Raw genomic sequence first — 24,089 nt, 5'->3', positions numbered from 1 at the left:
AAGAGGGAGTCTTGGAGTGACCCGAGCTACCGCAAGCGCTCTCTCACGTCGAGTCGCCGAGCGACTTTGTCGGCGAGTCCGGTGTCCGGGGCGGGCGGGCGAACCGTCGGCGTCGCCGAGCTTTGCTCGGTGGGCCGCGAGACACCGTCTCGCGACGTCGCCGAGGTTCCCTCGGCGGAGGAAGCGGAGGCGGAGGACGCGCCGTCGATGTCGTCGATGACGCGTTCGTAGTGGTCGATGACGTCCTGTCGGGCGCGTTGGGCCTCCTCGACCTTCCGTCGAAGCGCCTCGTTCTCGCGTTCGAGGCGGGCGACGCGTTCGCGGAGGGACTCCCCGTCGGCCGACGGACGCGCCGGCGACGCGTCGCCGCGCGCGGCGTCGGAGGGGGCGGCACCCGGAACCGCCGCCTCGTCGCTCCGTCGCCGGGGACGCGAAGACGACGAGGCGGCCGTCTCCTCGGGATCGGCGTCGGCGGGCGGGAACGTTCGGTCGCGGCGTGATTCGCCACTCACCGTTCCAGTCGGGAAACTGGGCAAGGGCATGTTTGTGAAGACGACCCACGGAGACATGAAACTGCGTCAGACCCGCGTCACACTCGTTCGGGCGAGACGAAACGTTCGCGGTCGGACACCCGGTTACTCTGCGAGGAGGTCCAACACCGCGTCGGTGGAGTTGGCCACGGGTTCAGGTTCCGCGCCCGCCTCGAAGGCGGCGTCGGGGTCCTTCAGGAGGTGTCCAGTCGTCAGGCAGACCACCTCTTCGTCGCCGCCGACGGTGCCGGCGTTCCGGAGTTTCCGGAGTCCGGCGACGGACGCCGCGGAGGCGGGTTCAACGCCGATGCCCTCGCGCGCCAAGTCGCGCTGGGCGGTCGTGATCTCCTCGTCCGAGACGGCGACGGCGGTGCCGTCCGTCTCGCGGATGCCCGGAAGTGCCTTCGGGGCGTTGACGGGGTTGCCGATGCGGATGGCCGTCGCGCGCGTCTCCACCTCGTCCCAGCGTTCGGTGTCATCCCACCCGTTCTCCACCGCTTCGACCATCGGCGCGGCCCCCTCGGCTTGAACGCCGGTGAGTTTGGGCACCTCGCTCGGGTCCAGCGACCCGGACTGGACGAGTTCGCGGAACGCCTTGTACAGCGCCGCGGTGTTGCCCGCGTTGCCGACCGGCAGGACGATTCGGTCGGGGAAGTCGCCGTAGTCGCCGCGGAACTGCTCTAAAATCTCCAGCCCGATGGTCTTCTGGCCCTCCAGTCGGAAGGGATTCAGCGAGTTCAGCAGGTACACCTCGCCGCGTTCCGCGAGGTCCTGCACGATGTCGAGACAGGAGTCGAAGTTGCCGTCCACTTCGAGGATGCGCGCGTCGTGGAGGGCGGCCTGCGCTATCTTGCCGGCGGCGACCTTGCCGGAGGGGAGCAAAACGAGCGTCTCCATGCCGCCGCGCGCGCCGTACGCCGCGAGTGCCGCGGAGGTGTTACCGGTCGAGGCGCACGCGAGGCGGTTCACGCCGAGTTCCTTCGCCACGCGGACGCCGACGGTCATGCCGCGGTCCTTGAAGCTCCCGGTGGGATTCATCCCCTCGTGTTTGATCCTGAGCGTCTCGACGCCCACGTCGTCTTCGAGGCGCGGGGCCTCGTGGAGGGGCGTGTCGCCCTCGGGGAGACTGACGCCCTCCTCGAAGGGGAGCGCCGCCCGATAGCGCCAGACGCCGCGCCCCTCGAAGTCGTCGAACGTCGGGGGGTCGGCGTAACGGACTTCCAGAAGGGCGCCGGCGTCGCTCGTGTAGCGAATCTCGTCGAAGGGGGCGTACTGCTCGCCCGTCTCGATGCACTCCAGCCACACGCCGTCGTCGGCGACGTCGGGGGCCTCCTGCGCGGGCGCGGTGAGTTCGAGGCTCATCGTGCCCAGCGTCGGGGTCGGCGGGCAAAAAGGGGGGCGGTTCGGGCGCGTCTCGCCGCCCCGCGCCGTCTCGGCCGTCGGTTCTCGGCGCGACTCGGGCGTCAACCGTCGGGGTGTCCGCGGCCGTGGCGTTCGACCAGTCGCCGCATCACGCCCGACTCCGCCCGTTGCAGGAGGTCCGAAGCCGTGCTCGGCGCGCAGTCGAGTTCGTCGGCCACGTCCGCGACGCCCGCCCGGCGCGGAACCTCGTAGAAGCCGAGTTCGACGGCGGTTTCGACGGCCGTCAGTTGGCGCGCGGTGAGTCCGTCGGCGACGGGCGCGTGCCGCCGGTCGTACTCGCCGACGGCCTTCACCGTCGCGTCCACCGCCTCGGGCAGGTCCGAGAGCACCGTCCGCAGGTCCTCGCCGGGGCCGACCAGCGTCACGTGGAACGCGGCGTCGGCGTCGTAGACGACGGGCGGGACGAGCACCAGATTCAGGTCCGCGAACGCCTCCCGCCACGCCACGTCCTCAGGGCGCGTCTCTTGGCTGATGTAGACGTAGAACGACTCGTCGTCTATCGGCGTGAGGTCGTACCAACGGACGGATTCGACCGCCGACAGCGCCTCCTCGTACGGTTCTCGGTCCGCCTCGACGTAGAACAACTCGTGTTCGACGCCCCCGTCGCCGGTGACGCCGCTCCACGCCTGCAGTTCCTCGTACCGAACCGCGTCCCCGTCGCGGATGAACTCCTGCATCGGGTGGAGCATCCAGCGGGGTTGTGAGAGTTTCGCGTCGAGGTACTTCACGCCTCACCGCCCGGTAGCGACCGCTCGGCACTTAAATCGACTAGTAGAACCGCGGCAAATCCCACGCGGTACCGCTCCGAACCGACGCGTATGGAGCAGACGATGACCGCGGTTCTGTCCGCAGTCGGAGCAGTCGCCGGACTGGGGAATCTGGTCGGTATTACCGCGAGCGCTCTCGGGCGGGCCGACTACTGGCCGCCGGGGGACAGAAACCGGACGTACTACGCCCACTGGACGCTCTCGCAGGTCGTCAACGTCTCATTGGTCGGCGTCGCGTACCTCGATTGGAACGGCCTCGGCCTGCCGCGGCCGGTGGTCGCCGGCGGCGGCGTCCTGTTCGTCGCCTGGTACGCGGCGGCCGTCGCCGCCGGACTCGACTTGGGCGTCGAGGAGACGAAGGGGTTGCGCGGGGAACTCCGCACCGACGGGTGGTACCGGTACTCGCGGAACCCGCAGTACGTCTGTTACATCGTCGCGACGGTCGGATTCGCCGCGATGGCCGCGTCGGCGTGGGCGGCCGCGCTGTGCGCCGTCTACCTCGCGTGGTGGGTCGTCCTGCCGTTCGCGGAGGAACCGTGGCTTCGCGAGGAGTACGGCGAGGCGTACGAACGCTACGCCGAACGCGTCCCGCGGTTCGTCGGACGCCGTTCCCTCCGCGCACTCGCCGGGACGCGTTCGGGCCTCGGAGCGAAGTGACGGGCGGGGGCGTCGGGCGTCCGCGCCGGCGTCGCCGGGGGACTGAATCGAGACGGCCGAAGCCGTCGGCTCACTCCTCGGTTCCGTACGCGTCGATGCTCGCGTGGACCTGTTCGACCCACTCGTCTAAGGCCTCGTGGAGCATCCGCTTTGCCTCGGGGAGGTCGGTCGCGGTGTACTGGTAGACGTAGCCGCCGGGGTCGAGAAGTCGCCGTTCGCGGTCGGCCAGTCCCTTCTCCATCAGCGTCGTGAGCGACCGGTTCACGTTGCTCCGGTCCCTGTCGAGTTCGTCCGCGAGTTCCGCGACCGTACTGCCCGGACTGTCGAGAAGCGTCAAGTACGTCCTGCTCTCGTGGGCTTGGATGCCGAAGACGCACGCGAGAACGTGCTGAAAACTCGGGTTCTCCGTTTCGACGAGGTCCCCCATATCTGGCGCGTCGCTCATGTACGGTACAACGCCGCGCCCCCGATTAAAGTCCCGCGTCGCCGGCAGGGCGCGCACGCCGCGGAGTCAGATTCAGTTCGCTCCGAACCGGAGGCGAGACCGGACGCCGGGGGAATCGACGGAGGACCGCCGCGGAGAGACGCCGGTCGCTACTCGTCGCGCGGTTTGGGGTCGTCGATGGGGTTCAGCCCCATCGCCATCAGTCGGCGGGCGATGACCACGATACCGTTGGTGAACCCCTTTCCGAACACCGCTCGCTCGTACTCGACGGACCCCGACTCGTCCTCCTCAACGGAACTGACCAGAATCGTGTCCCGGTCGACCAACAGGAGTCGGCTGATGGCCGTGTCGTCGTCGGGGTCGGACGGAGAGCTGTGCAACCACGACAGTTCGGAGACGAACACCTCGGCGTCGGGAAGCGCGCCCTCTATTCGGTCGTGGAACGCCCCCGTGGTCGTCCCGACGAGGACGTCGACGCCTGACTCCCGAGCGCTCTGCAGGCGTTCGAGCAACTCGTCGGTGACCGTTCCTTCGCGCCCGAGGATGAGCACAACCTCCTCGTCGGCGTCGCCGACGAGTTGCAGTAATCGGTTCCCGATGGCTGATTCGCCCGAGAGCGCCCACACCTCGTGGGTGACCTCCTCGTCGGCGTTGAGCGACGCCGATCCCATCGATTCGAGGGCGTCGACCAGCGACTCCGTCCGAGACTCGTACTCTGCCCGGAGCGTCTTCGCCGCCTCCCCGATGGGGACGGACCGGAACTGCTGTGGGTTGCTGTGTTGAATCTCGACGAGTCCCTTCGTCTCCAGTACGCGAATCGCGTCGTAGACGCGAGTCCGCGGCACGTCCGACGTCTCGCTTATCTCCTTGGCCGTCGCTTTCGGCAGACGCGACAGCGCCACGAAGCACTTCGCCTCGTACTCTTTCAATCCCAGTTTCTGAAGCAGTTCGACCGCCTCTTGATAGCTAGATAACTCTGACATGGGTCCCAACCATTTGACCGGCGCCTCCGGTACCGTCTGTAATAGTATGCGAGCCTTGATAAGTCACCGCCTCTCGTCCGTCCGCCGGCGACGCCATCGGAGAGACTCCCGACGAGGAACACCGAGACGAGCGCGGGACGCGAAACAGTTCATTCACTCAGATAATCACAGTAGGGTTATACAGTGGTAGTTCGAATCGTCACTGGGCGTAGGGTACGTAGGGTCCCAACCAACCGCTATTCTACGCCTAGCTGCCACCTTCGTGGCAGTTTTTCGAGAGATTAATACCTGATTTCGAAGCATTCGGTGTACTCGTTCGTGAGAAACCTCAGTAGCGGTTCGATGTCCCCGAAGCGAGGGCCCTTCGCGACGATACCCGACTCCGGGTCCCAGTCGATGAAATCCACGGCGTCTAACTTCGGGAGGTGGACGTGCCTGAAGGCGATTTCCGCCTGTAGCTGTCTCTCTCCGGAGAGATCGTCCGCCGCGTCCGGAACGACGGAGCGTCCGTTCTCTCGCATCAGCGACGCCAAAATCTGCCGTCGGTGACCGTTCGCCAGCGCTTCGAAGTGACTATCAGTCATCGCTCCCATATACGATTAATTACACTTCTGCACGGATAACGTCCCTCTCTTTTCGAGATCGCTCCGCGTGTGAGTAAGCGGGTGACACTACTTCAAAGAGCTCTCGAATTCCGCTCCCGCCGCCCTCATGCCTCCTTCGCGTACCCCATCTTCTCGATGCAGGTCCGCATCTCCTCGGCCTCGCTGTGCTTGTGGAGCGTCGTGGGCGTGTCGCAGTAGAACGTCGTGCCGTCGTGCCGGAGCGACAGTTGGCGCGTCTCGCCCATCATCTCCGTCTCGACGAGGACGCGGCGTCCGCCGCAGAGGGCGTCGAGAATCTCCTCGGCGGACAGTTCGCCGGCCTCGACGCGGAGTGGGTCGGTCATATCGAACCTTCGGACGCCGCGGACATGACTGTTGTCTGTCCGCCGGATGCGCCCGCGAGTCTCGAAGAAAAGAGCGTTCGCCGGACGAACCGGCTCAGTTCGTCGTTTCACCGAAGTCCACGACGAGTACGTCAGCCGACGCTGACTCAATTCGTCGTGAACGCGAAGCCCTCGACGAGCGTTCGCCGGATGAAACCGGCTCAGTTCGTCGTGAACTTCGACTCCTCTTCGGACTCGGGCGGTTCGACGCCCTCCGCCGCTTCCGCCGTCGCCGTCTCCTTCTCGGTGTCGACGTGCCAGCGGTCCACCTCGTCGTCGTACTGCCCGAGGCGACGACTCACCTCCGACTTCAGTTCGTCGTCGTTGATGTTCACCTCGAAGATGAAGCGCGGTTCGTCGCTCTCGCCCCGCGTCGTCTTCTGGATGTTGGCGCTGACGAGTTCGCTGTCGAAGTAGTACGGCGCCAACTGCGTCATCACCTTCTGGTAGACGGTGTCTTCGACCTTCCGGAGGGCCTTCCGACTGGCCGAGTCCGCCGCGCGCGCGACGTATCCGATGGACTCGCTCCAGCGTTCGACCGCGCCGTCGTTGTCGCCCTCCTCGACCTTCTGGTACGACTCCGACAGCTTCTCGCCGGCGGTCTGGAGGTCCTCGTTCGGCTCCTTGCCGGCCCTCTCGCCCTCGCCTTCGCCGACGCTGGCCTGTTCGGCGGTCTTCTGACTCACGTCCTCGCCGAGACGTTCGTGGGACTTCGGCCGCCACTCGTCCCATCGTTCTATCGCCTCACTATTCACGTCGGCGTCTCGCAGGGCCCGCGTGATGCGTTCGCCGTGCTCTACGACGTCGCCCCACGAACCACGGACTTTGAAGCCCGAAACGCTCTCTTCCATCGGCTTAGGCGAGGGTAGGAGGGGCCGGCTATAAAAGTCTATTCGCGGGCCATACTACCTGATCGGTTCCGCGACAGTGTTTTCCGCGCGACTCACCGACGCCCGTAGATGAAGGCCGTGGCGGCGTCGTCGAGGCGGGAGACGACGCCGGCGAACCACGCCGCGGGCGAGGCGGCGCGCACCTCCGACTCGGAGAGTTCGATGCGCCCGCCGTCCATCGGGTTCCGGGCGTTCGACTCCTCGTCGCCTCCGTCGGCGTCGCGCGCCGACGCCGCGTCCACGACGGTTGACATCGCGCACCGGCCACAACTCTCGGTTTTCTTCTCGGGCATGAGAACGACTCGCGTGAGCTAGGAACCCTAACGATTAAATTCTTGCGTCCGGGGACGCCCCGAGGGGCTTTTGTACCCTTGCGAGGTGGAGACAATCATGGGATACACCGTAGTCGACGCCGACGAGGTGGAGACGGAGGCGGACCGGCCCTGCGAGATGCGCCGTCTGAGCGAGGCGGCGGGCCTCTCGAAGGTAGCGGTCAACCGCTTCCGCGCCGCGCCGGGCGAGGATATTCCGCTGGCGTACCACTACCACGAGGAACAGGAGGAGGCGTTCTACGTCCTCTCGGGGACCCTGTTCGTCGAGACACCGGAGGGGACGTACGAAATCGAGGAGGGCGGCCTGTTCGCCGTCGAACCGAACAACCCCCAACGGGCGCACAACCCCGCCGACGCCGACTCGGACGTGGTGGTCCTCGCCGTCGGCGCGCCGAACGTGGACGGCGACGTCGCGCCGTACGAACCCGACGAATGAGCGACGCCGAGGGCGCGAACGGAGGCGAAGAGGGGGGCGAGGACGACTTCGACGAGCAGCGCTCGTCGGGCGGCCAGACGCAATCTGGCGACTTCGACCCGGAGGCCGTCGCCGCCGAGGCGGGCGTCGAACTCCCGGACGTGCCCGAGTGGGACGACGAGTACCTCAACCGGGTGAGCGACCGGTTGATGTTCAACTACGACTTAGAGAGGGACCGGCGCGTCCGCGGGGAACGGTTCGAGATGGTCGGGACGATGCGCGTCGAGAACCGAAAGCAGTTCCTCCACCCCGCCCTCAACTACGCGAACCACGAGAGCCGAGAGTACATCTTCGCGCGGCGCACTCCGCGCGTGACCGTCGCCGAACTCGAACGACTCGTCGAACTCGGGCACGAACTGGCCGACGACGCCGAGTGGTTGGTCCCGGACGAGGAACACTACGGGACGGACTTCACCTTCGTCGCCGTCGTCTCCGAGACGAGCGACGACGTTCGGGAGTTCGTCGAGTCGTTCTCCGATCGGACGCTCCTGAAGTTCGGCTACTACGGCCACTACGAGGTGAACCTCGTCGTCGCCGTCCCCGAGACGCACGAGGTGGTCGCGAGTCAGAACGCGGACGTAGCGCAGGCGTTCGCCCTCTGGGACGACGTGCAACCGTCGGACGACAGGGGACTTCTCGGCCGCATCGTGGACCGACTCCGCGGCTGAAACCGCCGCGACGATTCGTCGCCGGTACGTCGACGCCGAGACGACTCTCGGCGACGTCGCTCGCCGGGTGAAAAACGGAAGAACGCGGAGGGCTCGCGCGGGGACGGTCGGTCGTCGGTTCAGTCGTCGCCGGGCGTGAACTCGCCGGAACCGGGCTGTTCGCGGACCTTCTGGATGTTCTCGTACCCCATCTTCACCAGCGACAGCGCCAGGTAGATGAGCGTGAACGCGATGGCGATCTGCGCCGCCGCAGACAGCATCGCGACCACGTCCGCGCTCGCCATCCACTGGGAGTTGAGGAACTTCGCGTAGATGTTGTCGTGGAGCGCGATCCAGAGCAGTCCCAGCACCGTGATGGTCACCATGACGACCATCGGGCCGCCGGTGCTGAGAAGCTGCTTCGCGTCGCTCCAGTTGGCGAGCCACACCGTGGCCGTCAGCAGCGCCAGCGCGGCCAGCAGTTGGTTCGCACCGCCGAAGAGCGCCCACAGCGTCGTCCACGAACCGCTCGCGATGAGGACGTACGCCGCGAGACACTGCACGGCGGCGTTCCCGTACCGGTCGGCCGCGAACGACTCGGTCGCGGACTCGGGCGTCCCGATTATCTCCTCCATCATGTACCGTCCGAGGCGGACGGCCGTGTCGGTGGAGGTCAGAAGGAAGCTGACGAGCACCAGCGCCATGAACGGGCCACCGAACGACGTCGGGATGCCGAAACTCGTCAGCAGGATGCCGCCGCCCGTAGCGAACGTCGGCAGGGCGAGTCCGATGCCGCCGCCGACGTCGGGCGAGACGAGGGCGACGGTGATGAGCGCGACGGTGGCGAGCAGACCCTCGCCGAGCATGCCGCCGTAGCCGATGGTCCGCGCGTCGGACTCCTTGTTCAGCTGCTTCGACGTCGTCCCCGAGGAGACGAGTGAGTGGAAGCCGCTGATGGTCCCGCACGCGATGGTGATGAACAGAAGCGGGAACAGCGGAAGTCCGCCTCGCCCGATGAAGCCGTAGTACGGTTCGAGGTTGGTGACGAGCGGTTGGCTCGACGTTATCGCCGAGATGCCGAGCGCTCCGCCGACGGTTCCGACGATGACGGCCAGCAGCGCGCCTCCGACGCCCGTGTACAGCAGGAACGACGAGAGGTAGTCGCGCGGTTGGAGAAGCACCCAGACCGGCAGGGCGCTAGCCAGCGCACCGTACAGGAGGATGACCGGAATCCACGCGGCGGCGTTCGTGCCGAACGAACCCGCGGCCGGGAGCCACGACCCCTCCATCGCGAACAGGACAATAGTGCCCGCGGGGTAAGACGACCCCTCCGCCGCCGGGAGCAGAGCGAGGGGGTACTGGATGCCGACCCAGACCCCGACGAACATCGCCACGACGAACGCGACGGTACCGGGGATGAACGGGAGGTTCAACTGGTACAGGTAGGCGCCGAACAGCACGGCCAGTCCGATGTATATCAGGCTCGCCGTCGCCGCCTGCGGGTAGGCGTCGAACACGATGGCGACGACGAGTGCGAACACAGCCACGACGAGGATGATGGTGATGAAGGCGAACCACAGGAGCATATCCTTGCCCCGTTCGCCGACGTACTCGCCGATGATGTAACCGATAGACTTCCCCTCGTGTCGGAGGCTGGCCGACAGCGACACGAAGTCGTGGACGCTCCCCATCAGGGGGTTCCCGATGGCGATCCAGGCGAGAGCGGGCACCCACCCCCAGACGACGCCGGCGGTTATCGGGCCGACGATGGGTGCTCCGCCCGCGATGCTCGAATAGTGATGCCCGAGCAGTACCGGCTTCTTCGCCGGTACGTACTCCTGTCCGTCCTTGTACTTGTGGGCCGGTGTCTCGCGACTGTCGTCGAGTTCGACGAACTGCGCAAGGTACTTCGAGTAACCGAGATACCCCACGCTGAACAGCGCGAACACCGCCGCGACGAGCCAAATTACTTGAACCATGGTGGCGTGCCTCATTGCATTTCATGAAAAACCGCCTATTAACCCTGTTGATTACTACCACGCCAGGGAGAACAAATAGTAACTCCTCGGCGGGTGAATTTTCGGTCGAAATCCCCCGACGGGGCGGGGAGAGCGCTACGCTTCCGTTTCGGGGGCGACGTCGATGTCCAGTTCCGCGGCCACCTCGCCGAGGAAGTCGCCCTTCACCTCCGCGACGCGGGTGGCAATCTCCGCGACGACGGGTTCCTCGAAGTCCTCGCGCAGTTCCCGCAGGCGTTCGCGTTCCGTCTCCACCCTGTCGCGGAGGAAGCGCGCGCCGCGTCCCTCCTCGTGCGGTTCGGGTTCCGGCGTGAGGCGGTTGACGGCGAGTCCGCGCACGTCGAGGCCGTAGGAGTCCAACTGCTCGACGGAGCGACGCGTCTCGCGGATGGAGAGTTCGTCCGGGTTGACGACGAGAAAGAACGCCGCGCGTTCGCGCAACGCCTCGCCCGCGAACTCGAATCGCTCCTTTCGGGTCCGGAGGCGCGCGAGGATGGGGTCGCCGTCCATCACGCGCCGCGGTTCGTTGTTCCCGATGGCCGCCTTCTCGTAGAGGTCGATGGAGCGTTCGCGCTTGTGCGTGAGTCGGTCTATCCACCCCTCCAAGAGGTCCGGAAGCGAGAGGAGACGCAGGGTGCCGCCGGTGGGCGAGGTGTCGAAGACAACCCTATCGAAGTCGTCGGACTCGCGCATCACCTCGATGAAGCGGTCCATCAGAGCCGACTCGTACGCGCCGGGCGTCTGGTGGGCCATCTCTATCTGCCGGTCTATCTCGTTGACCATCGCGGAACTCACCTGGTCGCCCATCGCCCGTTTCGTCTCCATCAGGTGGCGTTCCACCTCGGTGTCGGGGTCCACCTCCATCGCGTGGAGGTTCTCCTCGCCGGAGACGGCCTTCGGGTCGTCGCCGAACTGTTGGTCGAACACGTCCGAGGTGCTGTGGGCGGGGTCGGTGGAGACGACGAGCGTCTCCAACCCCTCGCGGGCGCACTTCAGCGCGTACGCCGAGGAGAGCGTCGTCTTGCCGACGCCCCCCTTGCCGCCGAAGAAGACGAACTTGCGCATGTTAGAAGTGGTACTGCTGCCCCTTCCGTTCGAGGAGCGACCCCCGGTCCCACATCCGCCGTTCCCACGCCTCGAACTCGTCTTCGAGGTAGGGGAGCAACTCCGCGGTGTAGTACGACACCGGACTCGGGATGCCGAACGCCTCGGGGAAACACGCCAGCATGAAGGTGTCCTCCACGTCCTCGGCCTCCTTCTCTATCTTCTCGTACGCCGGGTGCGAAATCATCCCGTGGTACAGTCCGCGGAGCCACTCCGCGAGGACCTTCCGGTACCGGTCGATTCGCTCCGCGAGTGTCATTCGTTCACGTCTCACCCTCCGCCGCCAAAAAGTGTGTCGCTCACGAACGACTGCCCGGATTCCGTGCGTTGATATACCGTCGCGCGCCATCTGCGGGCATGGGTCTGCGTTCGACGGACGAGACGCCGGTGACGGTGCTGAGCGGAAGCCTCGGCGCGGGCAAGACGACGCTCCTGAACCACTTATTGCGGAACGCCGGGGAGCGAACCATCGCCGTCCTCGTCAACGACATGGGCGAGTTGAACGTGGACGCGGAACTCGTCAGCGAACAGTCGGACCTGTCCGTCGCCGACGGCACCGTCGCGGAACTGTCGAACGGGTGCATCTGCTGCGAACTCCGCGACGACTTGGAGACGGCCGTCGTCCGCCTCGCGCGCGAACGCGACTTCGACCACCTCGTGGTCGAACCCTCCGGAATCAGCGACCCCGCCCCCGTCGCCCGCCTGTTCACCGGCGGGTCGCCCGCCGCCGCGCGGTACCGCGTCGAATCCGTCGTCGCCGTCGTGGACGCCCGCCTGTTCGCGGACACGTTCGACGCGGACGGAACGCCTTCGAAGACAGTCGCCGAGGGCGGCGAGGAGGGGACGCGCCCCATCTCGGACTTGCTGGTCGAACAGGTGGAGTTCGCCGACGCGGTGGTCCTGAACAAGTGCGACTTGGTGAGCGACGCCGAACGCGAACGCGTCGAGAGCGTCGTCAAAGCACTTCGTCCGGGTGCGGACATCATCCCGGCGACGTACGCCGAGGTGGACGCGGACGAACTGCTCGGCGTCCAGCGGTTCGACCCCCAGTCCGCGGCGGAGGCGGCGGGGTGGCGACGGATGTTGGACGCCGCCGAGAGAGAGGACGCGGCGGAGGCAGACGCGGAGGGCGCGGAAGGAGGCCACGACGGCCACGACCACGGCGACCACAGCGGACACGACCACGACGGCCACAGCCACCCGCAGGCCGCCTACGGCGTCGATTCCTTCACCTACCGGCGCAGGCGGCCGTTCCACCCCGGCCGAGTCGCCGAACTCCTCTCTGACCTCCCCGAGAGCGTGATTCGGTCGAAGGGGTCGATGTGGGTCGCCGGCCGGGAGGAGACGCACCTCACGTACAGTCAGGCCGGTCCCTCGGCCTACGTCGAGGGAAGCGGTCGTTGGATAGCCAGCCTCCCCGACTTCGAACAGGACGCCTACCGGCGCAATCGCTCGGACCTCGGGTTCGAGTGGGACGACGAGTGGGGCGACAGGCGGACCGGACTCGTGTTCATCGGCCGCGAGATGGACGAGGAGGGACTCGTCGCGGCGCTAGACGACTGTCTCCTCACCGACGAGGAGATGGCCGCCGACTGGGACGCCTTCGAGTCCGAGAACCCGTTCCCCGATTCCCCCGGCGACCGGACGACGCTCGCGGAACCGACGCCCGAGGGCTAACGGGCGCACCCGGTCGAACCGGGCGAACCTCAGCAGTCCTCGACGAGTGCGTCGAGGGCGCGTTCGAGTTCGCTGCGTCGCTTCCACGCGGCGACGCGGTCGGTCAAAGCGGGCGCGGGGAGGCCGAGACTCACCGACGACCGGGCGGTGACGGTCGAACCGCCCTCGGCGGGTTCGACGGCGACGGTGGTCTCCATCGCGTCGAACGGGCCGGCCTCGCCCGCCTGTTCGTACCGCAGGCCATCGTCGGTCTCCTCGAAGCGCAGGACGAACTCGACGCCGCCGCCCCCGACGGTGACGAGGGCGTCGGCCTCCCCCTCCCGCACGTCCCGCACCTCGAAACTCCCCTCGTACTCGACCATCGCCTCGGGCGTCAGCATCCGAGAGAGAGTGGGCGGCGACCGGGGGACGAACCGAGAGACCGTCACTTCACGCATGCCCGCCGTTTCGCGTCGGGTCACAAAAGAGGCAGGGAGAGGAGACAGAGGAGGAGTCCGAGAGCGACCCCGGCGTACAGTATGCGCCGGAGTCGGGACCCCGGCGGAATCTCCGCGGTGCGGAGGGGCGTCCCGGTCCAGACCAGACGGTAGTACGCGCCCGCGGTCACGACGACGGACGCCGCGCCCGAGGCGCAGACGGCGACGGTCCACGGGAGACCGAGTGCCGCGACGTAGAGGGGGCCGAACGAGACGCAGAGAAGCAGCCCCAACCCCGAGACGACGAGGAACGGAACGGCGTCTACGGCCTCGCCTCGGCGGTTTCGGAGTCGCATTCGGGTTCGCTTGGGAGTGTATCGCAAAGAATCTAAGTGACGGAGGTCGGACGGGGAGGTATGGAACCCGCATCGCAGGGCGACCCGCGCGTGCTGTTCGCCATGAACCTCGTCCTCTCGACCGCCTTCGCGTCGGTCGTCGTTTGGGGCCTGAGCTACATCGACGTCGTCCCGTTCACGGTGGTGAACGTCGCGTCGTTCGCCCTCGTGTTGATGGCGGTGACGTACGTCGTGACGCGGTGACGGGGGCGGTCGAGTCGCGTTCGCAGACAGACCGTGCGGCGTGAACCCACGGCAGGCGACGTGTGAGCGGCGATTCGTCGGACTTTATGCCCTCGGCGTTCTGCGTTTCGAACAAGATGCCCATCGAAGACCGAGACGACGCGTACCTCATCACCCACGCTCTCGCCAAGGACACCCTGTTGCGCCTGCGAGACGTGGAGACGACGCAGGTCGCCTTCCGGAAAGGCCTCGTGAAACTCGGCCGCATCTGCGGCTACGAGATAATCGACGGCGCGATGGAGACGGAGTACGTCACCGTCCAGACGCCGTTGACCGAGACGACGGGCGAACGCGTCAAAGGACTCGACGACGTGGTGATAATCAACGTCCTCCGGGCGGCGACGCCGTTCGTGGAGGGACTGCTGAAGGCGTTCCCGCGGGCGAAGCAGGGCGTCATCAGCGCCGGCCGCGACGAGGAGGCCGGCATGGACGAGGAGGGCGAGTTCCCCATCACCATCGACTACGTGAAACTGCCCGAGATAACGGAGAAGGACACCGTCATCGTGGCGGACCCGATGCTCGCCACCGGGTCCACGATGTGCGCCGTCCTCGACCACGTCCTCTCGAACGCCGAGGCGGAACCGACGGACCTGTTCGTCCTCTCGGCCGTCTCCGCGCCCGACGGACTCCTCCGCGTCGGCGACCAGTTCCCCGAGGCCGACCTCTTGACCGTCTCCATCGACGACCACCTCGACGAGGACGGCTACATCATCCCCGGTCTGGGCGACGCCGGCGACCGCGCCTTCCGGACGCAGTAGGCCGACTCTCCTCTCTTTCGACCGTCTCGCTTTCTTCGGCGGCGCGGCGCAGAACAACGACTATACCGGAGCGTTACACACGTGAGGCCGTATGAGCGACGCCGACCCATGCGACGCCTGCGGTACGGCCGTGGAGGACGCCCTCTCGCGGACGGTCCGTCTCAGCGTGGACCGCTCGGAGATAGACAGCCAGCGACTCTGTCCGAACTGCTTCGCCGAGTGGATAGCCCGGTACCGCGAGGAGATGCAACCCGAATCGGAGCGGACGCCCGTTCCGAAGGACGGCGACGCCGACATCATCGTGGACTGAACCCGAATCGCCTCTGACCGTGTTCCGGTCGCCGTAGACCGGATTCCGGTCGTCGCAGGCTGATTCCCGGTCTCCGGACCAGACGCGGTTCGCGTCGGCCGCGGAGGTGACGGCGCGCGGAGCGACCGCGAAACCGCGGTTCGCCGCCGGGACCGAACCCCTTCGCTTCGGGTAGAGTTCGTCCGCCGTCGTGCGGTTTTCCTTCGAATGGAACCGAGTGGAAACGTACCACATGGTTGCCGCGTGAGGACCATAGTCACGGGTACCGAAGCGGGCGTTTCCGGTGACTACGCCTCGACTACCCCACCCGTACCCGCGAAACGTTCCCGGAGGTACCGAGCGACGAGTGCCAGCGTCGCCACGCCGACGAAGAGCGAGAACGCCGCGACGAACAGCGTCGTCGGGTCGGCGAGTCCGCCCGCCACCTGCTCTCTGACGAACGACCCCGCCGTCGTCGCCGCGACGGCGAGGAGGGCGACGCCGCCGACGTTCGCGAGCGTCGAGTTCGACTCGGAGACGGCATCGGAGTTCAGGAGGTAGAGGACGACGACGAGGACGAACGGCGTCCCGACGAGGCCGAACGCGAGGACGAGAACGAGGAGGGGGAAGAACGACCCGCCGACGAACGCGCCCACAGCGGAGAGGAGGGCCACCGCGACCAACGCCGCGCGGTACCGACCGTCTTCGATGTCCGTCTCCCAGCCGAGTTTGTCCGCGATGAGGAACGGCGGGACGACGGTGTTACCGCCGAGCGTCGAGACGGCCGCGCCCCACAGTCCGAGCAGAAAGAGCCACTTCGCGTTCGGGCCGACGAGGGGGCCGAGCGTCTGCGCGGCGGCGACGGCGGTGAGTTCGTTCGCGGCGATACTCGGGTCGTGGAGGACGCCCGCGGCGACGAGGAAGATGGCGACGCTGAACGCGCCGAACGCCCCGAGCATCGAGAGGCCCACGTCGAACGTGGCCAGGCCGTAGTCCTCGGTCGTCCACCCCCGAGAGCGCATCGTGTAGGAGTGCATCGTGACGAGGGTGATGTGCACCGCGCCGCCGAGGACGCCCGCGGCGACGAGAGCGCCGTCCACGCCGGCGGGAATCCGCGGCACGAGGCCCGAGGCGGCCGCGGCGGGGTCGACGGGGACGACCAGAAGCGACGCGAGGAACGCGAGGACGACGGCGGAGACGAGGAGTTTCGCGGCCGTCTCGACGAACCGGTAGCCCCGGCCCGCCAGTCCGACGGCGAGGACGACGGCCCACGCGACGCCCCAGACCCGGGCGTCGATTCCGGTCGCCGCCGCGGACACGTCGGCCAAGCCCTTCATGATGACCAGTTGCGCCAGACCCGCCGCGAGGACGGCGTCCACGACGAGTATCCACGCCCACGACGCTCCGAGGTGGCGTTCGACGACGGAGACGATGCCGTCCTCGGTGAACAGGCCGAGCCGCATGGCGAGGTACTGCGCGAGTGCGCCGAGGACCGCCGAGAGGACGACTATCCACAGGAGTCGGTAGCCGAACGCCGCGCCCGCGGTGACGACGCTGGCCATCGTCGCCGGGCCGGCGGCCACCGCGCCCGCGACCCACGACGGCCCCATCTCCCGAACGTACGTTCCCACTCGTTCCGTATCGACGGCCGTGACGTTCGTCACGGCTTCGTCCGCGCGACTCATGGCCGGTGGGTTGCGGTACCGACGTAAGAAGTTTACCAAGTTGTAACACCGAAGAATATCTCCGGCGGGGAGTCAGTCGTCGCTCTCTCGGTAGCCGGCGGAGGAGTCGTCGAGGCTGTGGACGGCGTCGGCGAGTCGCCGGTGGTCGAACCGCGAGGACGAAGTCCGCACGGAGACGGCGGTGACGAGTATCGAGACGACGGCGGTGCCGACGAACGCGGGGAGGAACGCGGGCGTCGGGAGGAGTTCGCCGAGGACGGGGACGGCAGACAGGGGGCCGCGGACCAGCGGGTTCGGGAAGAAGACGAGTCCGACGGCGAGGCTCGACAGGCCGGCGGCGAGTGCGCCCTCGCCGGTGACGCGCTCGGAGTAGAGCCCCGACAGGAGGGGGACGGCGACGGCGACGCCGAACAGGTCCGCCAAGAGGAACAGTTCGAGGACGCTCCGCGCGCGGAGGCTGACGTAGATGGCGGCGACGGCGACGACGACGGTGAGCGCCCGCGCCGACAGCGTCAGCGTCCGGTCGTCCGGATCGTTGAGCACCCGTGGCAGGTCCGTCGTGACGAGGCTGGCGAGGGCGTTGAACAGGGTGTCGGCGGTGCTCATCACCAAGAGGAGGGCGACGAGGACGACGGCGAGGGCGAACGTCTCGGAGAACGCCTCCGTGACGAGGACGAAGAAGGCGACGCTGGCGTTGTACTGGGCGCTCGCCGAGTCGGTCACGACGTCCACGTACCCGCGCGCGGCGACGCCGAACAGGCCCGCGACGAAGACGAGGACGAAGTTGACGAGGGCCGCGCGGCGGAACCCCCGCCGGAGCGTCTCGGAGTCCTCGGCGGCGTAGATGCGCTGCCACCACGTCTGGTTGACGAGTTCCGCGCCGAGGACGGCGATGGCCACCCAGAAGCCGAACTGGAGGCCGGTGAGGAAGCCGGGGTCCAAGAGGGAGGGGTCTGCGGCGGCGACGTTCCGGTGAACCGCCGCGGGGCCGCCGAGGGCGACGAGGGCGGCGACGGCGCTCCCCAACAGGAGCGGAATCACGAGGACGGCCTGCACGGTGTCGGTGAAGATGCTGGCGCGGAGGCCGCCGTAGCCCGTGTACAGCAGGACGAACGCGCCGACGAGCACCGCCGTCTGCCAGCGCGGCACCGCCGCGACGAGTTGGAGGGCGCTGGTGATGCCGGTGAGTTCGGCGGCGAGGAAGACGAACATGTAGGTGACGCTGACGACGAACACCAAGAGGTAGACGGCGGGGCCGTACCGGACGAGGGCGTACTCGGTCAGCGAGTGCCCTTCGGGCAGGAGTTCGCGGATGCGCGGGCCGAGGCGGGCGTACGCGAGCATCGGAATCGCCTCGCCGACGGCGTAGCCCGCGACGGCGGTGACGCCGCCGAACGCCGCGCCCGCCTCCGCCGGACTCAGGAGGATCCAGACGCCCATCACCGAGGCGACGAGCGTCGCCGTCATCGACCCCGACCCGACGCTGTTTCGCGCCGTGAGGAAGTCCTCGACGCTCCGGACTCGCCCCCGGGAGTACCAAAAGCCCAACGCGGTGAACGCCGAGAGCGTCAGGACGGTGAGTCCGAGCGCCGCCGTCGTGCTCACCACGCAACCCACCCCGCTCTCTCCGCGGCCGACCGTCGAACGTGTCGTTTCACGTGAGACGATACGCGAGATGGCGGTGATAAAACTTGGTAGTACAACCGGTTACTGCCCTACACCTCCCACGACTCCCGCCGCCACGCCGCGTCCCAGAAGCGGTACTCGTACCGCGCGGAGGTGAGGAATCGCTCCCGGTATCGCTCTCTGTCGGCCGCCGTCGACTCCTCGGCCACCTCGTCCATCAGGTCGAGACACCAGTCGGTGAGTTCCGTGAACTCCTCGCCCTCGTACATCTCTATCCACGCCGCGTACTGGTCGTGGTCCGGGACACCGTCGGCCGCGAGTCGTCGCGCCGTCTCGTTGAACCCCCACATGCAGGGGAGTACGGCCGCCACCGCGTCGCCGAACGTCTCCACCGCCGCCGTCCGGACGAGAAAGTCCGTGTACGCCCGCGTCGTCGGCGAGGGGTCCGTCGCCTCCAATTCGTCCTCGGAGATGCCGAACTCAGCGGCGTACGACCGGTGGAGGTCCATCTCCGTGTTCAGCGTCGAGTGGAGGAGTTCCGCGAACGTCCCCATCCGGTCGAGACGCCGCGCCGACGACGCCGCGAGGGCGAACGTCCGCCCGTACTCCCGCAGGTAGTAGTAGTCCTGTCTGACCCACTCCCGGAACGGGTCCTCGTCTAACGTCCCCTCGCCCAACCGTTCGACCATCGGGTGTTCGACGATGGCGGTCCAGATGTCGTCGGCCTCGGGTTCGAGTTCGTCGGTGAACGCCATTATCCCGGCGACGCAGGCGAGACACAAAATTATTACCGAGTAGTACAACTTTCAACTATGGCCGAACGCACTCGCCTCTTCTCACGCGCCGCGCACCGCGCGACAGACCGCAGACCGTCCGGGCGAGGTGGTTCGTGATGCGGACGCCCGCGCCCGACGCGCGGCCCGTCGCACTCACCGTCGCCGGAAGCGACTCCGGGGGCGGTGCGGGCATCCAGGCGGACCTGAAGACGATGGAGGCCGCCGGCGTCTTCGGGACGAGCGTCATCACGAGCGTCACCGCCCAGAACACCCGCGGCGTCTCCTCGATACACCCCGTGCCGACCGAGGAGGTGCGGGCGCAGTACGAGGCGGTGACCGAGGACTTCGACGTCGGCGCGGCGAAGACGGGGATGCTCGGCACCGCGGAGATGGTCGAGACGGTGACCGACTGCGTCGCGGACGCGCCGTTCCCCGTCGTCGTGGACCCGGTGATGGTCGCCACCTCGGGCGACAGACTGCTCGACAGGGACGCCGAACGCGCCTACGAGGACCTAATCGCGGCGTCGGCGGTGGTGACGCCGAACGCCGACGAGGCAGCCGTCCTCACGGACACCGAACCGACCGACGAGTCCGCGGCGCGGGAGGCGGGCGCGGCGTTGGTCGAGATGGGCGCGGAGGCCGCACTCGTGAAAGGCGGCCACGCCCCCGGCGAGGAGGTACTCGACGTTCTCGTCACAGAGGGGTCGCACGTCTCGTTCGCCCACGAACGCGTGGACACCGACGCGACGCACGGGTCGGGGTGTACGCTGTCGAGTGCGATAGCCGCGAACCTCGCGCGGGGGATGGACGCGACCGCGGCGGTCGATTCCGCCGTGGCGTCCCTCCAACGGGCCATCCGCTACCCCCTCGACGTCGGCGAGGGGCCGGGGTCGGTCCACCACCTCGCGACGATTCGCCACCGCGCGGCGCGGACGGAGGCGGTCGAGGCGGTGGAGGGCGTCGTGGACGAACTCGTCGGTGCGGGCGCGGGCGCGCGCGCACTCGTCCCCGAAGTCGGCTTGAACGTCGTCGGCGCGACGCCGTACGCGGAACGCCCGGACGAGCTCGCGGCGGTCGAGGGCCGAATCGCGCGTACGAAATCGGGCGTGCGGCCGAACCGGGGCGTCCGCGTCGGCGCGTCGAGTCACCTCGCCGCGTTCCTGCTTGCGGTTCGGGAAGTCGATTCGACCGCCCGGTTCGCGGCGAACTGCCGGTTCGACGACGACGTGGCGGACGCGATGGGTTCGCTCGGGTGGTCGGTCGCCCGCGTCGAGTCCGCCGACGGGGAGGAGTCGGGTCCGGAGACGGAGAGCGTCTCGCGGGGGGCGGTCCGTCGAACGCTCGAATCGGAGGGCGAGACGCCCGCGGCGGTCGTCGACGGCGGCGCGGTGGGCAGAGAACCGTTGGCGCGCGTCGTCGCCGCCGACGCGGGAACGCTCGCAGAGCGACTGACTTCGCTGGCCGCCGAACTCGAATCGGCGTAGTTCGACCCGCCGCGAACCCCTTCGCTTCCGGTCGAAAAACGGGAAACGGGGGCGAAGTTGTCCGCCGGATCGGCGCGGACGAAACGCACCCCCCGAGGGGTACCGAGGCCGCTATAGATTCGGGAGGCGAAGAGTTCCCGCGATGCCTCCGACTCTCCCTCAGTCGTCGCTCTCGTCGCCGTCGCCCCTCCCATCCTCGCCGTCGTTCGCCGCCGAGAGGCCGTCATCGCCGCGTTCGAGGGCCTTCGGCGCGTCGTGGTGGTCGGAGTAGCCGTCGAACCACCGGACGGTGCGTTCGAGTCGGTCCACCACGTGCGCCGGTTCGCCCGACCGGGAGAGTTCGTGCCCCTCGCGCGGGTAGCGCACGAGGCGCGTCTCGACGCCGTTCTTCCGCAGGAACAGGTAGAACATCTCGCCGTTGTTGACGGGGACGCGGAAGTCGTTCTCGGCGTGCATCACCAGCGTCGGCGTCGATACGTCGGCGGCGTGGGCGACGGGCGACTGCTCCCAGAGGAACTCCGGTTCGTCCCACGGCGTCGTGTCGAAGTCGCCCTCAATTAGCTTGAACGCGTCCGTCGAACCGTAGAACGACGAGAGGTCGTAGACGCCGCGTTGGGCCACCGCGCCGCGGAAACGGTCCGTCTCGCCGACCATCCACCCGGTCATGAACCCGCCGAACGAACCGCCGGTAAGGAAGACGTTCTCCTCGTCCACGTAGTCGCGTTCGCAAACGAGTTCGACGCCGGCCATCACGTCCGTCATCGTCACCTCGCCCCAGTCCCGTTCGATGGCGGTGGCGAACTCCTCGCCGTACCCGGTCGAACCGCGCGGGTTCGACCAGAAGACGACGTACCCGCGGGCCGCCATGAGTTGGAACTCGTGCCACATGGTGCCCGTGACGGACCACATCGCGTGCGGGCCGCCGTGAACCTCCACGACGAGGGGGTACGTCCCCTCGGGGTCGAACTCCGGCGGGGTCAGCACCCACCCCTGCACCTCGACTCCCTCCTCGGACTCGAAGCGAACCTCCTCGGGTTCCCGCACCTCGACGCGTTCGAGGTAGTCGGCGTTGACGCTCGTCAGTCGCCGTTCCTCGCCCTCGGAGAGACAGAACACGTCGCCGCGGTGGTCCCACTCGCTCTTGGCGACGGCGACCACCGAGTCGTCGGCCGGGCCGCCGACGGACACCGAGGTGGCGTGACCCTCGCCGACGAGAACGTCGGGGTCGGCGGACGCATCACCGGGCACGCGTCGCGCCACGTAGTCGCCCTCGTCGGGCGTGAGGAAGTAGACGCGTTCCTCGCTCGGCCCCCACGAGAGGCCGCCTTGGAGGGCGATATCGCGGTCTAAGTTCTCCGTGGGGACGAACTCCTCGTCGGCCTTCCGGTCGTACACCACCACGTCGGACTGCCGCATCGAGAGGCGTTCCTCGGGCGTCCGACCGAACGCGAGGCGACCGTCCGCCGTCGCGTCGAGGGCGAGTCCCCACGCCGTCGTCCGCGTCACGTCCTCCGTCTCGCCCGTCGAGAGGTCGTGGGCCACGATGTCGATGACGACGCTGTCGTCGGGTTCCGTGTCGCCCTGGTGACGCTTCACGCCGAAGTAGAGCGTCTCGTTGTCGCCCCACGCGGGCGAGACGTGGCCGTACTCCCCCTCGGTGAGTCGTTCGACGCGGGGGGCGTCGGCGTCCGCCTCCGCGTCCTCCCCGTCCCCCGCCTCGTCGAGGTGGACGACGTAGACGTGCGGTTCCGCACCGTCCTTGTACCGCCCGTGCTGTCGGTAGACGAGTCGGTCCACGACGCGGGGGTCGGGCGTCTCGCGTTCGTACTCCTCGCCGCCGAGGTTCGTATCGAGTCTCTCCTCGCGTTCCTCGGCCGTCGTGGACTGCTGGAAGGCTATCTTCGACCCGTCGGGACTCCACGCGACGTTGCCGACGCCGCCGGGAACGTCCGTCACCCGTTCCGCCTCGCCGCCGGAGACGGGGAGCACCCACAGTTGCGGCCGGTCGTCGTCCGCGCCGCGCGTGGAGACGAACGCCAGTCGGTCGCCGGAGGGACTCCACCGCGGTTTCGAATCGACGCCCTCGGCGACGGTGAAGCGCCGGGCCTCCCCCGTCCCGTCCGTCGGCACGAGGTAGACGGTCTGCTCGTACGATTCGTCGTCCTTCGGCACCTTTCGGACGAACGCGACGCGGTCGCCGTCGGGCGACACCTGCGGGTCTTCGACCTGCGCGACGTCGTGATAGTCAGCCGCGGAGATGCGAGTCATAGGCTGCCTTGACCGCCGCGATTGATAGAGTTACGTTACCCGGCGGAGAACGCCGGGACGTACGTCAGCAAATCCCACGAAGAAGTTGGCGGAACGTCATCTCGGCGGAGAGATCCTGAACATAATTAGTAATAGTATTATGTGCGGATATTCATCTCACGGCTATGTCTCGAAAACTGAATCGACGCGAATTCGTTGCGGCTGCGGGTCTCACTGGTATCGCCGGCCTCGCCGGATGTTCCGGTGGCGGTGGCGGCGAAGGGACCGAAGGCGAAGGGACGACCGCCGGCGGGGAGGCGACCACCGGCGAGGGAACCTCCGGCGGAGAGACCACCGAGAGCGGTGGCAGCACCGAGTCGCGCCTCTCGTGGCACGCGGGCGGCACGGGCGGGACGTACTTCCCCCTCTCGAACGAGTTCAAGTCGGTCGTCGAGGAGAACACCGACTACAAACTGCAGGTCCAGTCCACCGGCGCGTCCGTCGAGAACGTCGGCAGTCTGGCCCGCGGCGACGCCGACTTCGCCCTCATACAGAACGACGTCGCCTACTTCGCCGCCAACGGCGAGGGCATCGACGCGTTCAAGGGTAACCCGGTGAAGAATCTCCGCGGCGTCGCGACGCTCTACCCGGAGACCATCCACATCGTCACGCTGGCGAACACGGGCATCAAGAAGCCCTCGGATCTCTCGGGGAAGACCATCAACACCGGCGACCTCGGGTCGGGGACGCAGGTGAACGCGGTCCAGATTCTGGAAGCCCTCGGCATCAGCGACTACTCCGAGCAGAACACCGGCTTCTCACAGGCGTCGGACCAACTGAAGAACGGCGACATCGACGCCGCGTTCGTCGTCGGCGGATGGCCCGTCGGCGCTATCGAGGAACTCGCCGCGACGAACGACGTGCGCATCGTCCCCATTGAGGGCGAGAACCGCAAGGCCGTCAAGAACGCCGCGCCGTTCTACGCCGACGACGAGATTCCGTCCGGGACGTACGGCCTCAAACAGGCCGCCCCGACGGTGTCCGTGCAGGCGATGATCGCGACGAACGCCGAACAGCCCGAAAAGACCGTCAAAGAGGTCACCGCGGCCATCTTCGACAACGTGGACCAACTCTCCATCAAGACGGACTTCATCAGCAAGGACTCCGCCCAAGAGGGCATGTCCATCGACCTTCACCCCGGAGCGCAGGCGTACTTCGGTAAGTAATTCCCCGCG

At 67.6% G+C, this 24,089-nt stretch carries 27 protein-coding genes; 9 read left to right on the top strand and 18 right to left on the bottom strand.

Annotated features, from left to right (window positions below; all coding sequences use genetic code 11):
* Positions 1 to 26: 26 nt before the first annotated feature.
* The 3 genes from ACFQEV_RS19645 to ACFQEV_RS19635 form a co-directional block, all read right to left on the bottom strand.
* Positions 27 to 512, bottom strand: coding sequence for a hypothetical protein (locus tag ACFQEV_RS19645; RefSeq protein WP_379699744.1), 486 nt, complete (start codon positions 510 to 512; stop codon positions 27 to 29).
* Between the two features lie 123 nt (positions 513 to 635).
* Positions 636 to 1,892, bottom strand: a complete 1,257-nt coding sequence (gene thrC, locus ACFQEV_RS19640) for a threonine synthase (protein WP_379699742.1) — start codon at positions 1,890 to 1,892, stop codon at positions 636 to 638.
* Between the two features lie 101 nt (positions 1,893 to 1,993).
* Entirely contained in the window at positions 1,994 to 2,680 is a 687-nt protein-coding gene (locus ACFQEV_RS19635; RefSeq protein WP_379699740.1) for a helix-turn-helix domain-containing protein, read from the bottom strand.
* A gap of 90 nt (positions 2,681 to 2,770) precedes the next feature.
* On the opposite strand from ACFQEV_RS19635, the gene ACFQEV_RS19630 reads away from it, so the two are divergent.
* Complete coding sequence (locus ACFQEV_RS19630) at positions 2,771 to 3,376, top strand: methyltransferase family protein (protein ID WP_379699738.1); 606 nt, start codon at positions 2,771 to 2,773, stop codon at positions 3,374 to 3,376.
* A 70-nt stretch (positions 3,377 to 3,446) separates the two neighbouring features.
* Here the strand turns inward: ACFQEV_RS19630 and ACFQEV_RS19625 are convergent, their stop codons facing one another.
* The 6 genes from ACFQEV_RS19625 to ACFQEV_RS19600 form a co-directional block, all read right to left on the bottom strand.
* Positions 3,447 to 3,821, bottom strand: a complete 375-nt coding sequence (locus ACFQEV_RS19625) for a helix-turn-helix domain-containing protein (RefSeq protein WP_092538540.1) — start codon at positions 3,819 to 3,821, stop codon at positions 3,447 to 3,449.
* Between the two features lie 149 nt (positions 3,822 to 3,970).
* The gene (locus ACFQEV_RS19620; protein ID WP_379699735.1) at positions 3,971 to 4,804 is read right to left on the bottom strand and encodes a TrmB family transcriptional regulator; all 834 of its coding nucleotides are present in this window, start codon (positions 4,802 to 4,804) and stop codon (positions 3,971 to 3,973) included.
* A gap of 281 nt (positions 4,805 to 5,085) precedes the next feature.
* The gene (locus ACFQEV_RS19615; RefSeq protein WP_379699732.1) at positions 5,086 to 5,388 is read right to left on the bottom strand and encodes a DUF7344 domain-containing protein; all 303 of its coding nucleotides are present in this window, start codon (positions 5,386 to 5,388) and stop codon (positions 5,086 to 5,088) included.
* 125 nt (positions 5,389 to 5,513) lie between these two features.
* Positions 5,514 to 5,753, bottom strand: a complete 240-nt coding sequence (locus tag ACFQEV_RS19610; RefSeq protein WP_379699729.1) for a hypothetical protein — start codon at positions 5,751 to 5,753, stop codon at positions 5,514 to 5,516.
* A gap of 200 nt (positions 5,754 to 5,953) precedes the next feature.
* Complete coding sequence (locus ACFQEV_RS19605; RefSeq protein WP_379699727.1) at positions 5,954 to 6,643, bottom strand: DUF5828 family protein; 690 nt, start codon at positions 6,641 to 6,643, stop codon at positions 5,954 to 5,956.
* Positions 6,644 to 6,735: 92 nt separating this feature from the next.
* Complete coding sequence (locus ACFQEV_RS19600; RefSeq protein WP_465261220.1) at positions 6,736 to 6,975, bottom strand: DUF8007 family protein; 240 nt, start codon at positions 6,973 to 6,975, stop codon at positions 6,736 to 6,738.
* A 97-nt stretch (positions 6,976 to 7,072) separates the two neighbouring features.
* Here ACFQEV_RS19600 and ACFQEV_RS19595 point away from each other — a divergent pair, with 97 nt between their 5' ends.
* Entirely contained in the window at positions 7,073 to 7,450 is a 378-nt protein-coding gene (locus ACFQEV_RS19595) for a cupin domain-containing protein (RefSeq protein WP_379699723.1), read from the top strand.
* The gene (locus ACFQEV_RS19590) at positions 7,447 to 8,157 is read left to right on the top strand and encodes a DUF8052 family protein (protein ID WP_379699720.1); all 711 of its coding nucleotides are present in this window, start codon (positions 7,447 to 7,449) and stop codon (positions 8,155 to 8,157) included. The genes ACFQEV_RS19595 and ACFQEV_RS19590 overlap by 4 nt, the downstream gene beginning before the upstream one ends.
* Before the next feature lie 119 nt (positions 8,158 to 8,276).
* Here the strand turns inward: ACFQEV_RS19590 and ACFQEV_RS19585 are convergent, their stop codons facing one another.
* From ACFQEV_RS19585 to ACFQEV_RS19575, 3 genes are all read right to left on the bottom strand, one after another.
* On the bottom strand, positions 8,277 to 10,115 hold the full coding sequence (locus ACFQEV_RS19585) for a carbon starvation CstA family protein (RefSeq protein ID WP_379699717.1): 1,839 nt from the start codon (positions 10,113 to 10,115) through the stop codon (positions 8,277 to 8,279).
* A 135-nt stretch (positions 10,116 to 10,250) separates the two neighbouring features.
* On the bottom strand, positions 10,251 to 11,219 hold the full coding sequence (locus ACFQEV_RS19580) for an ArsA family ATPase (RefSeq protein WP_379699715.1): 969 nt from the start codon (positions 11,217 to 11,219) through the stop codon (positions 10,251 to 10,253).
* Between the two features lies 1 nt (position 11,220).
* Complete coding sequence (locus tag ACFQEV_RS19575) at positions 11,221 to 11,517, bottom strand: DUF7990 family protein (protein ID WP_379699713.1); 297 nt, start codon at positions 11,515 to 11,517, stop codon at positions 11,221 to 11,223.
* A gap of 104 nt (positions 11,518 to 11,621) precedes the next feature.
* Here ACFQEV_RS19575 and ACFQEV_RS19570 point away from each other — a divergent pair, with 104 nt between their 5' ends.
* Positions 11,622 to 12,935 carry a CobW family GTP-binding protein gene (locus tag ACFQEV_RS19570; protein ID WP_379699965.1) on the top strand — a complete coding sequence of 438 codons (1,314 nt, stop codon included), beginning with the start codon at positions 11,622 to 11,624 and terminating at the stop codon, positions 12,933 to 12,935.
* A 29-nt stretch (positions 12,936 to 12,964) separates the two neighbouring features.
* Here the strand turns inward: ACFQEV_RS19570 and ACFQEV_RS19565 are convergent, their stop codons facing one another.
* Positions 12,965 to 13,372 (bottom strand): SRPBCC family protein, encoded by a 408-nt coding sequence (locus tag ACFQEV_RS19565; protein WP_379699711.1) that lies wholly within the window; start codon positions 13,370 to 13,372, stop codon positions 12,965 to 12,967.
* Between the two features lie 20 nt (positions 13,373 to 13,392).
* Positions 13,393 to 13,707: a hypothetical protein gene (locus tag ACFQEV_RS19560; RefSeq protein WP_379699708.1), complete on the bottom strand. Its 315-nt coding sequence runs from the start codon at positions 13,705 to 13,707 to the stop codon at positions 13,393 to 13,395.
* Between the two features lie 60 nt (positions 13,708 to 13,767).
* On the opposite strand from ACFQEV_RS19560, the gene ACFQEV_RS19555 reads away from it, so the two are divergent.
* The 3 genes from ACFQEV_RS19555 to ACFQEV_RS19545 all read left to right on the top strand — a co-directional run bounded on the left by ACFQEV_RS19555 (position 13,768) and on the right by ACFQEV_RS19545 (position 15,057).
* Positions 13,768 to 13,950, top strand: coding sequence for a hypothetical protein (locus ACFQEV_RS19555; RefSeq protein WP_379699706.1), 183 nt, complete (start codon positions 13,768 to 13,770; stop codon positions 13,948 to 13,950).
* Between the two features lie 116 nt (positions 13,951 to 14,066).
* Positions 14,067 to 14,747, top strand: a complete 681-nt coding sequence (gene upp, locus ACFQEV_RS19550; protein WP_379699703.1) for a uracil phosphoribosyltransferase — start codon at positions 14,067 to 14,069, stop codon at positions 14,745 to 14,747.
* 91 nt (positions 14,748 to 14,838) lie between these two features.
* Positions 14,839 to 15,057 (top strand): DUF7569 family protein, encoded by a 219-nt coding sequence (locus ACFQEV_RS19545; RefSeq protein ID WP_379699701.1) that lies wholly within the window; start codon positions 14,839 to 14,841, stop codon positions 15,055 to 15,057.
* Positions 15,058 to 15,344: 287 nt separating this feature from the next.
* Here ACFQEV_RS19545 and ACFQEV_RS19540 read toward each other — a convergent pair whose 3' ends face one another.
* The 3 genes from ACFQEV_RS19540 to tenA form a co-directional block, all read right to left on the bottom strand.
* The gene (locus ACFQEV_RS19540; RefSeq protein ID WP_379699698.1) at positions 15,345 to 16,721 is read right to left on the bottom strand and encodes a divalent metal cation transporter; all 1,377 of its coding nucleotides are present in this window, start codon (positions 16,719 to 16,721) and stop codon (positions 15,345 to 15,347) included.
* Between the two features lie 72 nt (positions 16,722 to 16,793).
* On the bottom strand, positions 16,794 to 18,329 hold the full coding sequence (locus tag ACFQEV_RS19535) for a sodium:solute symporter family transporter (RefSeq protein ID WP_379699696.1): 1,536 nt from the start codon (positions 18,327 to 18,329) through the stop codon (positions 16,794 to 16,796).
* A gap of 107 nt (positions 18,330 to 18,436) precedes the next feature.
* The gene (gene tenA, locus ACFQEV_RS19530; protein WP_379699694.1) at positions 18,437 to 19,102 is read right to left on the bottom strand and encodes a thiaminase II; all 666 of its coding nucleotides are present in this window, start codon (positions 19,100 to 19,102) and stop codon (positions 18,437 to 18,439) included.
* Positions 19,103 to 19,239: 137 nt separating this feature from the next.
* Between tenA and thiD the strand changes: the two genes are divergently transcribed.
* A complete protein-coding gene (thiD, locus tag ACFQEV_RS19525; protein ID WP_379699691.1) occupies positions 19,240 to 20,607 on the top strand; it encodes a bifunctional hydroxymethylpyrimidine kinase/phosphomethylpyrimidine kinase in 1,368 nt (455 codons plus the stop codon).
* A 159-nt stretch (positions 20,608 to 20,766) separates the two neighbouring features.
* Here the strand turns inward: thiD and ACFQEV_RS19520 are convergent, their stop codons facing one another.
* Entirely contained in the window at positions 20,767 to 22,875 is a 2,109-nt protein-coding gene (locus tag ACFQEV_RS19520) for a S9 family peptidase (RefSeq protein WP_379699688.1), read from the bottom strand.
* A gap of 164 nt (positions 22,876 to 23,039) precedes the next feature.
* On the opposite strand from ACFQEV_RS19520, the gene ACFQEV_RS19515 reads away from it, so the two are divergent.
* Complete coding sequence (locus ACFQEV_RS19515; protein WP_379699686.1) at positions 23,040 to 24,080, top strand: TAXI family TRAP transporter solute-binding subunit; 1,041 nt, start codon at positions 23,040 to 23,042, stop codon at positions 24,078 to 24,080.
* Positions 24,081 to 24,089 lie beyond the last annotated feature (9 nt).

Source organism: Halopelagius fulvigenes (assembly GCF_042662625.1).
In the GTDB taxonomy this organism is placed as follows: domain Archaea; phylum Halobacteriota; class Halobacteria; order Halobacteriales; family Haloferacaceae; genus Halopelagius; species Halopelagius fulvigenes.
This window is presented reverse-complemented; position numbering and strand designations above follow the sequence as displayed.

What these genes read in the sequence shown, in the direction of transcription:
- thrC (WP_379699742.1), bottom strand. Translation starts at nt 1,892, where the DNA reads ATGAGCCTCGAACTCACCGCGCCCGCGCAGGAGGCCCCCGACGTCGCC.
- ACFQEV_RS19630 (WP_379699738.1), top strand. Translation starts at nt 2,771, where the DNA reads ATGGAGCAGACGATGACCGCGGTTCTGTCCGCAGTCGGAGCAGTCGCC.
- ACFQEV_RS19625 (WP_092538540.1), bottom strand. Translation starts at nt 3,821, where the DNA reads ATGAGCGACGCGCCAGATATGGGGGACCTCGTCGAAACGGAGAACCCG.
- ACFQEV_RS19620 (WP_379699735.1), bottom strand. Translation starts at nt 4,804, where the DNA reads ATGTCAGAGTTATCTAGCTATCAAGAGGCGGTCGAACTGCTTCAGAAA.
- ACFQEV_RS19615 (WP_379699732.1), bottom strand. Translation starts at nt 5,388, where the DNA reads ATGACTGATAGTCACTTCGAAGCGCTGGCGAACGGTCACCGACGGCAG.
- ACFQEV_RS19610 (WP_379699729.1), bottom strand. Translation starts at nt 5,753, where the DNA reads ATGACCGACCCACTCCGCGTCGAGGCCGGCGAACTGTCCGCCGAGGAG.
- ACFQEV_RS19605 (WP_379699727.1), bottom strand. Translation starts at nt 6,643, where the DNA reads ATGGAAGAGAGCGTTTCGGGCTTCAAAGTCCGTGGTTCGTGGGGCGAC.
- ACFQEV_RS19600 (WP_465261220.1), bottom strand. Translation starts at nt 6,975, where the DNA reads ATGCCCGAGAAGAAAACCGAGAGTTGTGGCCGGTGCGCGATGTCAACC.
- ACFQEV_RS19595 (WP_379699723.1), top strand. Translation starts at nt 7,073, where the DNA reads ATGGGATACACCGTAGTCGACGCCGACGAGGTGGAGACGGAGGCGGAC.
- ACFQEV_RS19590 (WP_379699720.1), top strand. Translation starts at nt 7,447, where the DNA reads ATGAGCGACGCCGAGGGCGCGAACGGAGGCGAAGAGGGGGGCGAGGAC.
- ACFQEV_RS19585 (WP_379699717.1), bottom strand. Translation starts at nt 10,115, where the DNA reads ATGGTTCAAGTAATTTGGCTCGTCGCGGCGGTGTTCGCGCTGTTCAGC.
- ACFQEV_RS19580 (WP_379699715.1), bottom strand. Translation starts at nt 11,219, where the DNA reads ATGCGCAAGTTCGTCTTCTTCGGCGGCAAGGGGGGCGTCGGCAAGACG.
- ACFQEV_RS19575 (WP_379699713.1), bottom strand. Translation starts at nt 11,517, where the DNA reads ATGACACTCGCGGAGCGAATCGACCGGTACCGGAAGGTCCTCGCGGAG.
- ACFQEV_RS19565 (WP_379699711.1), bottom strand. Translation starts at nt 13,372, where the DNA reads ATGCGTGAAGTGACGGTCTCTCGGTTCGTCCCCCGGTCGCCGCCCACT.
- ACFQEV_RS19560 (WP_379699708.1), bottom strand. Translation starts at nt 13,707, where the DNA reads ATGCGACTCCGAAACCGCCGAGGCGAGGCCGTAGACGCCGTTCCGTTC.
- ACFQEV_RS19555 (WP_379699706.1), top strand. Translation starts at nt 13,768, where the DNA reads ATGGAACCCGCATCGCAGGGCGACCCGCGCGTGCTGTTCGCCATGAAC.
- upp (WP_379699703.1), top strand. Translation starts at nt 14,067, where the DNA reads ATGCCCATCGAAGACCGAGACGACGCGTACCTCATCACCCACGCTCTC.
- ACFQEV_RS19545 (WP_379699701.1), top strand. Translation starts at nt 14,839, where the DNA reads ATGAGCGACGCCGACCCATGCGACGCCTGCGGTACGGCCGTGGAGGAC.
- ACFQEV_RS19540 (WP_379699698.1), bottom strand. Translation starts at nt 16,721, where the DNA reads ATGAGTCGCGCGGACGAAGCCGTGACGAACGTCACGGCCGTCGATACG.
- tenA (WP_379699694.1), bottom strand. Translation starts at nt 19,102, where the DNA reads ATGGCGTTCACCGACGAACTCGAACCCGAGGCCGACGACATCTGGACC.
- thiD (WP_379699691.1), top strand. Translation starts at nt 19,240, where the DNA reads ATGCGGACGCCCGCGCCCGACGCGCGGCCCGTCGCACTCACCGTCGCC.
- ACFQEV_RS19520 (WP_379699688.1), bottom strand. Translation starts at nt 22,875, where the DNA reads ATGACTCGCATCTCCGCGGCTGACTATCACGACGTCGCGCAGGTCGAA.
- ACFQEV_RS19515 (WP_379699686.1), top strand. Translation starts at nt 23,040, where the DNA reads ATGTCTCGAAAACTGAATCGACGCGAATTCGTTGCGGCTGCGGGTCTC.